Source organism: Candidatus Dependentiae bacterium (genome assembly GCA_016191325.1).
In the GTDB taxonomy this organism is placed as follows: domain Bacteria; phylum Babelota; class Babeliae; order Babelales; family JACPOV01; genus JACPOV01.
Map to the genome: position 1 here is coordinate 926,877 of JACPOV010000008.1, position 14,457 is coordinate 941,333.

Genomic DNA, 14,457 nt, shown 5'->3' on the forward strand with positions numbered 1-14,457 from the left:
GTCTTCCGCTCGTGGTGAGTGTTTTGCAAACCTTAGTGAGCAAAATGTATCGAACCATAGCGGAGACTAAAAATGAAAGTATTAACTATTGGTGGCGCCACGCAAGATATCTATATTGTGCCCAAGCAGCTTGAAACACTCAATCTAAAAGGGACTTCGTATCTTGCGCTGGAAGTTGATACAAAAATAGAACTAGAAACAATACTCTACTCTACCGGCGGAGGAGCTACAAACTCCGCCGTTTCTTTTTCTCGACTCGGATTTCAAACATTTATTAACTGCCTGCTAGGCAAAGATCTTGCCGCGCACGCAGTTATTCAAAAACTTGAACAAGAAAACGTAAACACGAATTATATTCATACTACCGACGAATCACAAACAGGCAGATCGTTCATTATTCCGTCCGCGGGCGGAAAGCGAACTATTTTATCATTTCGCGGTGCAAACACGCATTTGCATCGGGAGCATATGCCGCTTTCAATGCTCAAACAGTTTGATTTGATTTATATAACTTCACTCAGCGATGCAGCAGCTCCTCTCTTATTGCCAATTGCGCTCCAAGCGCGTGAGCTTGGCGTAAAAATTGCGACAAATCCTGGCGGCAGCCAATTGCATGCAGGAATCGGCGCCCAAATTCTTTTTCAATCGCTTCACGCGATCGATATTTTAATTTTAAATGCACAAGAAGCTGAACTTTTTATGGGAACGATTTCTAAAGAACATTTAAAAGCCGGTGCGCCGATTAGCCAAAAAACAAATAATTTACCATCGCTACTGCATGCCACTTCTTGTTTTAATCTCCTGGATTATTGTGCCACGATCATCGCCCAGGGCCCCAAAATTGTTGTTGTTACTAATGGCGCTGAAGGTGTGTACGTCGCGACTCAAAATGAAATTCTTTTTCATCCTGCTTTGAAAATAGATGTGATCAATACCGTGGGTGCCGGCGATTCATTTGGTTCGTGCTTTGTCGCTTCAATCGTTCAAGGAGAATCGATCGAGCAAGCGTTAATAAATGGGATGATCAATAGCGCAAGCGTGCTCACGCATCACGATGCAAAAGAAGGATTATTGACCCAGCAGGAACTACAAAAAAAAGCTACGACATCTGCCGTAGATGTAAAAAATTGTACATGGTAGCTTTAATTTTTAAAATATTATTCCCATTTTGTTTATCAAACGCTGTTGCAAAGGATGCGGCAAGGTGCCAAACAGGCTTTTAAGATCACTTGGCAATTCCACCGTCTTCTTAATTTTACCTAAATGAAGAATAACTCTTACAAGTAATGCTTGTTCCAAAGTCAAACGAGCTACATAAGGGGTGACATCATCCCATATAATTACTGACTTACTGTTCATAAGAAAAAACGCGAGTACATTTTCACTCAAGGCAAACTGCATAATGTTATCATCAAAACCTGTTACGATCGGATAAGGTGAAGATAATGCAAGTTCCGGTATCCAAAGGGCTATTCCGTTAGAAGCAGAACTGTCTTTAAAAGAATACGCAAGCATAGTACCAGCACCATTAAAAACAAAGGAATTAGCAACCAAGGATCCCTTAATCTCCTGGTCATATACAGTTACCGTCTTCTGAAGTTTATGATCAGCAGCGTTTAGTATTCCTATGTGGACGTTATCCAATCCGACCGCAATTTCTTCCTTTCGAGGATTAAATACTGATTGGTACACTTTTTTCGGATAAGTACTCACCGTATCTTTATCCAAATCCCATAGAGTGAGAGTCAAATTGCTTATTCTTATCGCTAATTGTGTACCATGACTATTAAAAGAAAGAGAAACAATACATTGTGTAAGAGCTGTAAACTCGTTCAGCTTTTTTCCACTCATTGTGTCTACTGCTATAATATCATTATGGATGCTCTCATAGGCCAATCGACGACCATCAGCACTCATCGTCACGAGGCGATTATACAATTTTCCTGCTGGATCAACTATTGTTTGAATGATTTTGCCTGTATTCCAATCAAGGATAACAATCTCAGATCCATTCCATTCATCAGCAGCTAGAACCGATCCACCAGAGATCAAAGATTTAAGTGATGTAAAATGAGGAATTTCAATTACTCTTACTTGTTTCCCTGTTTGCACATCAAAGATAGCAATACTATTACTCGCCATAGCAACAGCAATTTGCGTCGCATCACTATTAAAAGCTATCGCTCGTATATCAGTACGAATGCTCCCTAATGCTATTTTACCTTTGGTTTTCCAATCCTCTGGAGCAAAGGTAAGCGTTAGTTTTTGAGCCCAGCCAAAGAGTGCTGATTTATCTGCAAGCATGTTTGCAATGATTTTTTCCTGCAATGTTAACTGCAAATCTGGCACAATTTCATCAACTATCTCAAACAATAAAGTTGGATTCTTAGCAACTTGTGTTAAAAAAGCAGGAGTAGCCACTTTATGCGCTAGCGCGCTTTCAACAAGATCAAGTACGGTTGGCATCGCCAAGTAATTTGCTACTGATAAGAGCTCGATAAGCTGTTTTCGCTCATAAGAAGAGAGATCTTCTGCTAACTTTTCTTTAAGGAGATTAGTTTTTTTGGCAAGGATAAAAAGAAGGTTCCAGCCTATGCCGGTTACGTTGGGCAACGACATTTGTGTATCAGCAGGAAGCTCCTTAGGATCTTTATACCCCAAGAATTCTGATAAATTTTTTAGTGTCTCCGAATTTTCAATGATGTTTATCGTTATAGCTCGCGCTTCACCTTCAGCAGGTATTGTGAGCGTATAATTAACAAGTGCTTTTTTTTCAAAGCTACTTGAAGGGATAGAGCAAACGTCGTGCTGCGATGATTTTTTTTGTGCAGACTTAATAGCAGGGGCAACGCCAGTAAGCGCAAATTGCTGATATATCTTTTGCAGTACTGGTATATCTAAAAATCGTATTACTTTTCCTAGTTGTGTAAATGCGGTAGTGCCATGAAATTTTCTAAAATTGTTGAAGGTGATAACCAGCTCGTCAGGCCTCGAAAGTTTAAGCAATACGCTCAGAATAAAATTAAATGATGTTTCATCCACATCAGGTAGACCAAATTCATTTGCAAACCTCTCATCAGCGATGATATCTTTAATAGTAGGCGATATTGCTGCTAACTCTTGCAATTGTTCTGATGAAATCCTAGCAGATTTATCATTTTTAAGATGCACCGTAATAGATGAAGGCAAACTTGCCTGCAACAAAGTGACAAAAAATAATAAATAAATTACTATCAACTTTTTCATAAGGCTCCTTTTGCTCACATTTTTTAATCACTGTAGCAAAAAGGCTCAGAGACCCGCATTAATTTTGTAATCTATTTTAAATCGGCAAGTAGCTTTTCTATTGCTTTATCGCGAAGACAAACATAGGAAATGTTTTCTTCATCTAGCTCAGCCAACGTTTTTCCATATTCAGGCAAGAAGAAAATTGTTTTATAGGGAAGCCCTGGAATTAATTTCCCCTTCTGCTCACGTGAAATAAAACCATCCAGTGTTCCGCGATAATAATGAATTGTGCCATCTAAGTGAGCGACAGCAAGTGCCGCTACAAACGATGCCGTTCTTTTTCCTTCAGGGATATCTTTCATCAGCTCAAGAGCTTTGGCGATTCTTTGTTCATCCGTAGCATTCTCGCCGGCAAACCGCTTGGAGTAAATACCGGGTGCACCGTGCAATGCATCAATGCAAAGCCCACTATCGTCTGCTAGCGTCATCATATGCGCGCGTTCCGCAAAAAAACGTGCCTTGATTCCTGCATTTTCCTCAAAGGTAAGTCCAATTTCTTCAACATCATCAGTTATTCCAACCTCTTTTAATGAAGTTGTAGGTAAAAACTTTGATATTCTAGAAGAAAGTTCATGAAATTTTCCTGGATTATTCGTTGCAATAAGAAGCATCTTGCTCATAGTAACTGCCTGCACACATTCTTTCTAAGAAGGTTTTCTACAAGCTTATCTTCTAAAAATGATCTAAGCAATTCACCAGAATATTATTTATAATCCTAGAATTTAATTTTTAGTTTTTCAGTCGATTCTTTTTTCAATTCTTCAGGCAGCGCTTGGAAATATGGCATCATGTCTTGAGGCAGTTTAAATTCAGGTTGTTTGTTGATTCTGTGCAACTGATAGATCATTAAAAGAGTAAATAGTTGCGTTAGCGCTAATTTATTAACGATAGGACGTAATGCATTCCTGGATAAGTTAACTCTATTTTTTATAGCTGCAAGAAATAACCTATCACTTGAATTAACCGCAGCAGCTGTCAATTCCTGGTTCACTTTAATACTTGTGAGCACTTCACCTGTTTTCAACCCAACAATTTTAATCGCATTATTTTTATTTTGCATAATAATTTGTTCGTTTATTGAATTAAATCGCAGGATCCTATCTGTAGCCGAAAATGATCTAAGCTGATTACCCGATTTAATATCTAAAGTCACAAATAAATTTCGAGTTTTTGTTATTAAATTGCCATCTTTATCAAACCATATTCGTTCAATTCCATTCGCGACTGAGATGACTCTTTGTTTTGGCGAAGATGAAATATCCCAAAGCTGGATCTCTAAAGTGGTCGGATCGGCAATAGCCAATGTTTTTTTTGCGTCATCAAATGCCATAGTACAAATTAAAGAAAATGTTCCGTCAAGCGGAATAATACGAATATTTTTCTGGTTTGCTAGATTAATAATCTGAACTCGTGTATCTGAAGTACGAATTGCTGCCATAGTGCCATCATTACTCAAAATCCCAGGGACTAAACCCAAATCAAAAATCGAGGCAGCCATTCCTAATTGTTCCAAGGGGATTGCTGTCATATCTTTTTTTGCACTCAGATCACAAAAACGGAGGGCTTGCTCTCCCAAAAACATACACACGGTGCCTTTTTGACTTATTCTCAATCCTTTTCCAGCCAACTCGTAAGTAAGACGGTAAACTTCTTTTGTTATCCAAAGAATTTGAAGAGGAGAATCTGGACTCTTTAAAAAAATTATTGGCGTGTTGGTATCTTCATTAACTATTAGATCTGAAATTATCTGATTCGTCGCAATATAATTTGAGAGGTGTAATTCTTCAGTTTTCCATCCATACGAATTGAGAAAATCCGTTTGTGAAATAGTATTACGAACAATTGAAGCCTCCGCGGTGCTGGGCAATGACGAAACCCATTTTAAGAAGGTTGCGACATCAGCTGCTTCAGTCGCTAAGAGTTTTTTAATGAGAGCATTTGCCATTTTTTTTTCGACAACATTGCTCAATATTCTCATATCCAAATAATCGGCAAGCTGCAGAAATTTGAGCAATTGCTCAGAGTTGAAGCTAATGTTGTTGAATAAATGCGTCACATTTTCTTCATTATTTAAATCGCGCACGGCTATTGCAAGCTTTTTGAGAATCTCCCACTCTTCTTGGCTGATATTACCAATCACAATTTTTTTTCCTGGAGCAAGTTTTTCAGGAGATACTTCATAAATATCTTGAATTAACGTTTTTAAAACGGTCGATGCATTAAAAATCCTAATGATCGTTTGAGCTTCTGTTTGCTCTTTTGGAAATATAACTGCGAACAGCTCGCGTTCCTCCGTTTTTAGTCTTTTAGTTTCCTCTGTTGATTCAATTTTGCGTTTCCCCTGCTGCAAAGGAGTTACAAGCTGTTCTTGTTGAGCAAGCTCTTCTCGGTTCTTAAGAATTTTTGAGTACATATTTTGAAATGAAGGAGGCAATTGAATATCAAGATAATTCAGCATATCTAGAACTGACTCAAATCCTCCCAGCTTTTTTGTTTGTTCTAAGCGAAGTTTTTCGTCAAATTGTTGCAAATCGTTCAAAACCGCTTCGGGCAATGATTTTAGAAAGACAAAAGACTTTTCATCAATATCTGGCAGGGCAATTTCTTGTAATTGGCCTTGTTGTAAAATATCCTCTATCAATTCCTTAAGTGTTTGAGATTTAGTCGCAAGAAATAGGAGCTTATTTTTAGGAATCGTTATCTCCACATCGCCTTTAAGTTTGACCAAAACCTGATCAGGCGGGCAGCTGCCCATCATGAATAAAGCGGATGCAATGATAATTGCACGTTGAGCTACTTGTTTTATTATATCTTCCATTTTTTACCTATTGCTTAATTAACGCGCCCGCGCCTATTTATTTAATTTTAGATCCGACATAAATTTAGGATAATACTGCTCAACAAGAATCTTAATATCCATTGGTAAGCTAGTTATCTTTTTTTCAAAATCTTGGCTTAAAATCACTTTTTCTTTTTGCGGACCAGAAAGCGCATGGTATTTCTTTATTAACGCAAGTGTAAAAACTTTATCGATTGAAAGCTTATCGAGTTGGTAATCAATGTTTTTCCATACAAGTACGCCTTGCCGTGTCGCGATTGCTATGCGAGACCCATCACCATTAAACGAGATTAAATCATGTCGAGCCATTTCGCCTCTCACCAGAGACCAAACTTCCTGAGGGAGAATAATAGTTTGATAGTGTTGAGGATTCGAAACTTGCCAAATTCGTATCTCTTTCCAGTAGTCTGCTGCAATTTTTGCACCATTGGGACTGAAAATAGGATTCGTTATCCAACCAGGCGCTTCATTGTATTCGAAAGACATGTCCTCAATTATTTTTTCTTTTTCGATATCCCACAGTCTCATCTTTCCTTCGTATGACTTAGCAAGAAGCTGCTTTTCACTTAGGAACGCAAGGCTTTCAATCGGCTTCATATCTTCAGTCAGCAGTCGCTTGATTATTTCTTTTGTGTTGAGATTTATAAAGAAAATTCGTCCATCCGCCAGGCCCAATGCAATCGTTTGATCGTTTGGCGAAAAAGCCATGCTATAAATACTCGAATGTGATAAGTCCCATGTATCAAAAACAGAATCATAGTTATTTGTAGCGAGATCATAGAGGGTGAAAAGTCTACCATTGGCAATATATCCAAGAAATTTATTATTATGGCTAAAGGCACTTGCAGAATTTGAGGCTTGCTTGACCGTTATTTGGTTTCCGTTTTTTATGTCCATCAAATAAAGGCCTTGAGAAAAGCCTATCCGAGCTTTAGTAGAAATATAATTCCCGTTTGGACTAAATTGCATCGCATCTGGTGAAAATTCAAGACTTGCAAGGAAACTTATTTTTTTCGTAGTAGTATCTATGAGTATTATTCCTTTTTTCTCTTTGTGGGTATCGTTAATACCCGCGGCAACAATTAAACCATCAGGCCTCATCGCTATCCCGCTCAATTCTCGATCGGTGCCAATTTTCAATGGCCCACTCCAATGGAATTTTCCCAACAGCTCGCTTTTTAGAATTCTTCGCTTTAGTATTTCGCGAACTTCTGGCGTTATTTGATTAAAAAATTTATCGTAGGCGCCTAAATGCGCAAGCGCATCAAAAACTATTTCTTCGCTTTCCAATCGTGCTAAAAGTAGATCAATAGCGTTATCCAACAATCGAGCCATTTCTAAATAGTCTGCAATCAAGAGAATATCTTTTAATCTATCTGCGCTGTATTGCTTGAGAGCATTATGCACTTGATTATCATTAGAAAAATCTTCAATATTATCAGCCAACTCTAGGAGTAAATTCCAGTGATCGATCGAAATACTGGTAATAAGAAGGTCTGCTCCCGGCGCAATCTCATCTATGTTCTCAAGCTTACGCGCATCTCTAACATAATCTGTAAGAACGCGTGAAGCTTTTACTATCTTTAATACCCGTTCTCTGCTTTTACCTCCTGTCGGAATCGAGATCGTTAATTGCTTACCTTCTATTCTTAATTTCTTTGGCTCGGTTATCTCAGATTCTGGCTCTTTTCTTTTGATAGTGATCGGGCAAGCTTGCTTGAGCTGCGGCAAACTATCATACGCGTTAAGTAACTCTTTAATATCAAAAAATTCAACAACTCTCATCAAATTCGAAAATGAATTGGCGCCGCGTGTCTGCAGATAATTTTTTAATTTGATTATTAATTGGCCAGGCGATTGAATAATCTTAAGAGCCTCGACGATAAATTTGAGCGAGTCTTTGTCGACCTGTAAAAATGGCAGCTCTTTAACAGCGTTTGCACTGGCTTCGACTTCTCCAGCAGCATTGTTGATAGTCGGAGAATATTCTCTCAGTTGAATGAATGTCGACTGCGGCACAATAACCGTTTGATCATCTTTTAGATTAAATTGAACATCGCCAAAACGTGCAGTATAGGCACCCTGACTTATCATTACTGGTAAAAATAAAAGCACCACAGCTATTTTTTTCATAGACCCTCCATTTAAGATTGAAATTAGTCTAAAAGATTTAGCTCTTGCGGAGCAACACATTGTAGCCGATCAAAATAAAAGTTTTATCGGGGTATCTTTACAACTCAAATGCATTCAACTAGCCTGATACCTATATAAAAATCAGTGCTTTCAAGCGTTGCAGCAAGGAGCTTCATGGCTACCGAAAAACTAGAAACAAATGGCCAACAACAGGGTACCGTTTTACGCGTCACCAATACCATAATCGATGCGCAATTTCCCCAAGAGCATACCCCTCACATTTTGAACGAACTTAAAATTATGCTGCCGGCCGATAATAATCGTGGTCAAACCACTGCATCGGTTGAGGTCGTTCAACATTTAGGGGATGGCATTGTTCGCTGTATTGCCCTTGAAAATATCGCAAATATTCAACGCGGCCTCACTGTTGTCGATACCGGAAATCCGATTGAAGTACCCGTTGGGCCCAGCAATTTAGGCCGTGTATTTAATGTCCTTGGCGAACCAATTGATGGCAAAGGCCCTGTGGCATCCTCAGAAAGATGGGCAATTCACCGCGATCCTCCTCCCCTAACTGAGCAAAAAATTACGAACGAAATCCAAGAAACTGGCATAAAAATAATTGATCTTCTGTGCCCGTATCTAAAAGGTTCAAAAATTGGCCTTTTTGGCGGCGCTGGTGTTGGAAAAACAATTATTGTTATGGAACTCATTCGCAATATCGCCGTTGAACATGGCGGCGTTTCGGTTTTCACCGGCATCGGTGAACGAACGCGCGAAGGTAATGAACTGTGGCTCGAGATGAAACAATCGGGCGTTCTTGATAAAACTACCCTGGTTTTTGGCCAGATGGGAGAATTGCCAGGCGCACGCTTTCGCGTCGGGTTATCGGGGCTTACGATGGCCGAGTATTTTCGCGACAATGAACACAAAGATGTTCTATTCTTTGTTGATAATATTTTCCGGCTTGTGCAAGCAGGATCTGAGGTTTCATCTCTTTTAGGCAGATTGCCATCAGCAGTTGGTTATCAACCAACACTTGCTTCTGAGATGGGCGCGTTTCAAGAGCGAATTGCAAATACGGTAAACGGTTCGATTACTTCAATTCAAGCGGTATACGTTCCCGCAGATGATATTACCGATCCCGCTCCAGCTACCACCTTTATGCATCTTGATGCAAGCACCGTACTTTCACGAAAATTAGTTGAACTCGGATTATATCCTGCTATCGATCCGCTCCAATCAAATTCAAAGGCGCTGGATCCTCATATTGTGGGGCCGCGGCATTATACCATAGCTCGAAATGTACAAACAATTTTGCAGCGCTATAAAGATCTACAAGATATTATAGCCATTTTAGGCATGGACGAACTCGCAGATGATGATAAATTGCTCGTTCAACGTGCAAAAAAAATTCAGAAATTTTTAACACAGCCGTTTTTTGTCGCCGAATCTTTTACCGGTATGCAAGGAGCGTACGTTCCACTGAGCAAAACGTTAGACGACTTCGAGCACATCATCAACGGGCATTATGATCATTTGCCAGAACAAGCATTTTATATGGTTGGCACTCTTGAAGATGCGCAAAAAAAAGCAAAACAATTAGCGCTTGAGGCGTAAATGGATTTCACGATTATTAGTCCCCGCGAAAAAAAAGAGCTAGCAATATCTTGGCTTGAAGTAAACACGCCTAATGGAAATTTTATCATTCAGCGCGGCCACGCACCGATGATCGTTCTTGTCTCGCCGAACCAACCGCTTACTGTTTGCTTGAAGAACGGTAAGCAGGAGACGTTTTGCACACCAGGTGGCATTTTAGAAATCACCAGAACAGCCGCATTTTTATTATTAAACGAATAATGATCCCTCGTCCGCCATGGTTCGATACTTTTTGCTCATAAAATTCGCAAAACACTCACCACGAGCGGAGTCGGCACTCACAATAGAAGGCCCCAAAAAAAACGTTAATAAATAAGAAAAAATTAATTCAAAAAATCTATCCACCCCGCTCGCCCTGAGTGATTTCGAACAGAGTGAGAAATTGTATCGAAGGGTTAAGTTTTATGAAAAATAAATTGGGCTATATTATCTCAGGATCGTTAACCGAAGGATTCGTGATGCGGATCACGAACGCAGCGCATCTTGAAGAGATTAAAGCTGGAAAATTTGTGTGCATTGCGGGCGATCATCACACTTTTTTTTCACTAATCACCGATCTTTCACTCGCCGTTACGCATCCAGATATCTTGCTTTTTCCACCAAGCGAAAAAGAAAAATTACTCGCCAAAATTCTTGCAAAAAAAGACATTTATGCGACCGCATCAGTTAAACCAATGCTTATGATGACCAAAGAACAGCGCGTGATTCCCGTAAAAACTATTCCACCACATTTTGCGCCGATTTTTGAAGCAGATAAAAAAGATATCGCGCTCATATTTGGCGATGAAAACGATACTAAAACTCCCTATTTTAACATTGGCTGCCCACTTGATATGGATACGCCGGTTTGCATCAATCTTGAACGGCTTACCGAACGCAGTAACGGTATTTTTGGAAAAACCGGAACGGGAAAAACATTCTTAACACGGCTCGTGCTTGCTGGATTAGTAAAACAAGACCAAGCGGTAAATTTAATTTTTGATATGCATAGCGAATACGGCCTGCAAGCGCGAAAAGAAGGATCGCATTCATTTGTTAAAGGTTTAAAAACGCTCTTTCCTTCAAAAGTTGCACTTTTTTCTCTCGATCCACAATCAACGCGCAGACGCGGTGCCACCCCTGATGTAGAAATCAATTTGCCGTATAGCGCCGTGCATGTTGAAGATATTTTAGCGCTGCAAGAAGAACTTAATTTGCATAGTACCGCAGTTGAAGCAGCGCATTTAATTGCCGCACGGCACAAACACGAATGGCTCGGAGTTCTTTTAGCGCAAGGCGATCGCTTAAAAGAATTTGCAGCAGAAATTGGCGGCCATCCTGAATCTATTGCTGCACTTTATAGAAAATTAAAACGCATTGAGCGATTTCCGTTTTTCCGGCACGCTGCGGGTGGCAATTTTCGGGAAGGTTCATCAATTGATCAGCTTATTGAATATTTAAGCAAGGGCATTTCGGTCATCATCGAATTTGGTAATTTCACTTCAAGCCTTTGCTATTTGCTGCTTGCAAACATGATCACGCGCCGTATTCATACCGAATATATTGAAAAAACAGAAAAATTTTTAGCAAGTCAGCGGGCTGAAGATGAACCGAAAAAATTAATGATTACTATCGAAGAAGCGCATAAATTTTTGAATCCGCACGCGGCACGCCAAACTATTTTTGGCACGATCGCGCGGGAAATGCGTAAATATTACGTTTCTCTTTTAGTTGTTGATCAGCGGCCATCAGGCATCGATCCAGAAATTATTTCTCAAATTGGCACCAAAATTATTGCACAACTCAATGATGATAAAGATATCCAAGCAGTGCTCACTGGTATTTCAAATGCGCATCATTTGCGCGGCATTTTAGCATCGTTGGATACAAAAAAACAGGCGATGATTGTTGGCCATGCAGTCGCAATGCCAGTTGTCGTACAAACCCGCGAATATGATGAAGTATTTTATCGCGCAATGGCACCACAAGTTTCCGCAAAACAAATTGACGTGATGATTCAGGAACTATTTTAGGATTTTGCCATTTTTTTCGCACATCCCTCGATACAAACGCAAAGCGTTCACTCGGGACGAGCGCTTCAAAAAATGTTATTTACTGGAAAACTCTTAATATTTTGTTAGCTGCGCTCGTCTCGAGTGCGCACGAAGTGCGTGTATCGAGAGATGGCGCAAATTCAAAGGTTTAAATATAAAAAGGCCCAGAAAGTCTGAGCCTTTTTATGTAAGATTTTTAAACTTATTTATGCATTAATCGCATAAATCTCTACACGACGGTTTGGCGCTTGGCCTTCGAAAGTATTTTCAAAAGCGGCAAGTTCTTCGTTGCCTACGCCAAATACTTTAACGTTCCCTTTAGCAGAATCTCCAACTAGGGTTTGAGCCAAATCACTCGCACGTTGATTTGAAAGCGCTAAGTTATAATCTTTGGTACCGTGCCAGGTGCATGAATGCCCTTTAACGACAACCTTTTTCCCTTCATCTACCCATGTATCAACTTGTTTTTTTACGGACGCAAGTTTTGCTTTTTGGTCGTCCCGGACTTTTGGGCTATCGTAGTCAAAATAAACAACGAGTACATCTTCATCATTCTGATCGAGCTCGCCAAGCGCTAAAACATCGTTCTTTGCGCCTTTTTGTGCATTTTCCTCATCTAAAACCAATGTTTCTACATCTTCAAATGCACCCAAATCCTCATCAAAGAAACTCACTTTAGGCTGGCCCTTTGACGGGACCGGCATATCAACTGCAGCTGCTAAATTTGCAGGATGTTCCCGCTTTACCTTCTTTTTTCCGCACCCTGATAGGACAATTATGAATAGAGTAACGAAAACTAATAATTTTTTTTGCATAGGCTCTCCACCTCCAAAATGGGTTATGTTTCTCAAGCAACGGTGGGCAATTTACCATATTTTTCTCCTCTTTTCTATTAGTTTTAGCGAGTTTTTCTACTATTTGGCGATCGGATACGGTATACTTACGGTTATAAGGTATTTTACAACACGTTTTTCCAGCACCTTAGGGTGGGGACGATTCATGAAAAAAATTATAATTAATGTTGCCGCGTGGCAGACACGAGTTGCAATTCTGCGCGATGGACAACTGCAAAACATTTACTTCTCTTCGCCAGTGAGTACGACGCTTGAGCAATCGTATTTCAAGGGCGTGGTTACCACGATTCTACCCGGAATCCAAACAGCGTTTGTCGATATCGGGCAGGAAAAAGCTGGGTTCCTTCATATTTCTGAGATAGACCGCGAGCTTGCTATAGATAGAATGAGCTCAACAGTCGATCTTGACGATGCACCCCAACAACGAGAATCGCACCATCGCCAAGCAATGGACATTGGTAAGATTCTTAAAGAAGGCGAGCATATTCTTGTGCAAGTCAGTAAAGAGCCTGTGTATGAAAAAGGTGCGAAATTAACCACCTGTTTTACGCTACCCGGCAGATTTATTGTCTTAATGCCAAATATTCCACGCATCGCGATCTCAAAAAAAATCGAAGAGCGCGAAGAGCGCATCCGGCTCAAGGAGATTTTGATGAAAAATCTTCCTGAAGGGATGGGCGCAATTATTCGTACCACTTCGCAAAATCGAACAGAAAAAGAAATCGTGCAAGATGTTCAGTACCTTACTGATATCTGGCAAACGATTATGCACGAATATCAAAAAGCAAAACCCCAACAAAAAATTCACGAAGATCTTCCGCTGCCATTGCGCATGATTCGTGATCATCTTGATGACGATGTTGAAGAGGTCATCGTTGACGATAAACAAACACAGGCGGATGTTTATAAGTTTGTAAAAAAAATAGCACCGGAATATATGTACAAAGTGAAACTCTATTCTGGCCCCCAAAATATTTTTGAAAAATATCAAATCGATAAGCAAATTGAGCAAGCGCTCTCACACAAAGTACCACTCAGATCGGGCGGATCGCTCATTATTGAAACCACTGAGGCGATGACGGTAGTCGATGTAAACACCGGAAAATATATCGGCAAGGCAAATCTTGAAGATACGATTCTCAAAACCAACCTTGAAGCTGCTGAAGAAGTGGTGCGTCAGTTACGCTTGCGCAATATTGGTGGTTTGATCGTTATCGACTTTATCGATATGGCTTCATCTGGAAACCAACAAAAGCTAATGCGCTTTTTGGAAAAAACACTCAAAGAGCGTGATAAATTTCAATCGGTTGTACTTAAAGTTTCTGAATTCGGCCTTGTGCAAATGACGCGTAAACGTTCTGGCAAAACATTATTGCAAGAATTAACACGCGCATGCAGTTGCTGCCACGGGCTTGGTTTTGTTAAATCGACACAAATGCAATGCTATGCAATTCTTTCTGAAATTCGAGAAAAATTGCAAAAAATGCGCGGCACTAAACACATCGAAATTACCTTCAATCCAACCATTTTCGATTATATAACGACGATCGAATATAATGCCATCTTAGCTTTTGAAAAAGAATTGGGATTAAAAATTACGCTGATGAGCAATCCAGAGATGCCTGTTGGGGAGTTCCATATAAAATAATTT

10 protein-coding genes are annotated in these 14,457 nt (G+C 39.9%); 5 read left to right on the forward strand and 5 right to left on the reverse strand.

Annotated elements, in window-relative coordinates; genetic code table 11:
- Nucleotides 1–72 precede the first annotated feature (72 nt).
- Nucleotides 73–1,140 carry a carbohydrate kinase family protein gene (locus HYX58_05030; GenBank protein ID MBI2775342.1) on the forward strand — a complete coding sequence of 356 codons (1,068 nt, stop codon included), beginning with the start codon at nucleotides 73–75 and terminating at the stop codon, nucleotides 1,138–1,140.
- A 9-nt stretch (nucleotides 1,141–1,149) separates the two neighbouring features.
- On the opposite strand, the gene HYX58_05035 is transcribed toward HYX58_05030, so the two are convergent.
- The 4 genes from HYX58_05035 to HYX58_05050 all read right to left on the reverse strand — a co-directional run bounded on the left by HYX58_05035 (nucleotide 1,150) and on the right by HYX58_05050 (nucleotide 8,260).
- Nucleotides 1,150–3,246: a hypothetical protein gene (locus HYX58_05035; protein ID MBI2775343.1), complete on the reverse strand. Its 2,097-nt coding sequence runs from the start codon at nucleotides 3,244–3,246 to the stop codon at nucleotides 1,150–1,152.
- Between the two features lie 71 nt (nucleotides 3,247–3,317).
- Entirely contained in the window at nucleotides 3,318–3,908 is a 591-nt protein-coding gene (locus HYX58_05040) for a non-canonical purine NTP pyrophosphatase (GenBank protein MBI2775344.1), read from the reverse strand.
- Nucleotides 3,909–4,003: 95 nt separating this feature from the next.
- Nucleotides 4,004–6,106, reverse strand: a complete 2,103-nt coding sequence (locus HYX58_05045; protein ID MBI2775345.1) for a WD40 repeat domain-containing protein — start codon at nucleotides 6,104–6,106, stop codon at nucleotides 4,004–4,006.
- 33 nt (nucleotides 6,107–6,139) lie between these two features.
- On the reverse strand, nucleotides 6,140–8,260 hold the full coding sequence (locus HYX58_05050) for a WD40 repeat domain-containing protein (GenBank protein ID MBI2775346.1): 2,121 nt from the start codon (nucleotides 8,258–8,260) through the stop codon (nucleotides 6,140–6,142).
- Nucleotides 8,261–8,434: 174 nt separating this feature from the next.
- Here HYX58_05050 and atpD point away from each other — a divergent pair, with 174 nt between their 5' ends.
- From atpD to HYX58_05065, 3 genes are all read left to right on the forward strand, one after another.
- The gene (gene atpD, locus HYX58_05055; GenBank protein MBI2775347.1) at nucleotides 8,435–9,880 is read left to right on the forward strand and encodes a F0F1 ATP synthase subunit beta; all 1,446 of its coding nucleotides are present in this window, start codon (nucleotides 8,435–8,437) and stop codon (nucleotides 9,878–9,880) included.
- Nucleotides 9,881–10,120 carry a hypothetical protein gene (locus HYX58_05060; GenBank protein MBI2775348.1) on the forward strand — a complete coding sequence of 80 codons (240 nt, stop codon included), beginning with the start codon at nucleotides 9,881–9,883 and terminating at the stop codon, nucleotides 10,118–10,120. It abuts the gene before it with no gap.
- A gap of 203 nt (nucleotides 10,121–10,323) precedes the next feature.
- A complete protein-coding gene (locus HYX58_05065; GenBank protein MBI2775349.1) occupies nucleotides 10,324–11,931 on the forward strand; it encodes an ATP-binding protein in 1,608 nt (535 codons plus the stop codon).
- A 227-nt stretch (nucleotides 11,932–12,158) separates the two neighbouring features.
- Here the strand turns inward: HYX58_05065 and HYX58_05070 are convergent, their stop codons facing one another.
- Nucleotides 12,159–12,767, reverse strand: coding sequence for an OmpA family protein (locus HYX58_05070; protein MBI2775350.1), 609 nt, complete (start codon nucleotides 12,765–12,767; stop codon nucleotides 12,159–12,161).
- 184 nt (nucleotides 12,768–12,951) lie between these two features.
- Between HYX58_05070 and HYX58_05075 the strand changes: the two genes are divergently transcribed.
- Complete coding sequence (locus HYX58_05075) at nucleotides 12,952–14,454, forward strand: Rne/Rng family ribonuclease (GenBank protein ID MBI2775351.1); 1,503 nt, start codon at nucleotides 12,952–12,954, stop codon at nucleotides 14,452–14,454.
- Nucleotides 14,455–14,457 lie beyond the last annotated feature (3 nt).

Bases quoted from the DNA above. Each gene is read 5' to 3' on its own strand.
- HYX58_05035 (MBI2775343.1), bottom strand. From the start codon at position 3,246: ATGAAAAAGTTGATAGTAATTTATTTATTATTTTTTGTCACTTTGTTG.
- atpD (MBI2775347.1), top strand. From the start codon at position 8,435: ATGGCTACCGAAAAACTAGAAACAAATGGCCAACAACAGGGTACCGTT.
- HYX58_05070 (MBI2775350.1), bottom strand. From the start codon at position 12,767: ATGCAAAAAAAATTATTAGTTTTCGTTACTCTATTCATAATTGTCCTA.
- HYX58_05030 (MBI2775342.1), top strand. From the start codon at position 73: ATGAAAGTATTAACTATTGGTGGCGCCACGCAAGATATCTATATTGTG.
- HYX58_05075 (MBI2775351.1), top strand. From the start codon at position 12,952: ATGAAAAAAATTATAATTAATGTTGCCGCGTGGCAGACACGAGTTGCA.
- HYX58_05060 (MBI2775348.1), top strand. From the start codon at position 9,881: ATGGATTTCACGATTATTAGTCCCCGCGAAAAAAAAGAGCTAGCAATA.
- HYX58_05065 (MBI2775349.1), top strand. From the start codon at position 10,324: ATGAAAAATAAATTGGGCTATATTATCTCAGGATCGTTAACCGAAGGA.
- HYX58_05050 (MBI2775346.1), bottom strand. From the start codon at position 8,260: ATGAAAAAAATAGCTGTGGTGCTTTTATTTTTACCAGTAATGATAAGT.
- HYX58_05045 (MBI2775345.1), bottom strand. From the start codon at position 6,106: ATGGAAGATATAATAAAACAAGTAGCTCAACGTGCAATTATCATTGCA.
- HYX58_05040 (MBI2775344.1), bottom strand. From the start codon at position 3,908: ATGAGCAAGATGCTTCTTATTGCAACGAATAATCCAGGAAAATTTCAT.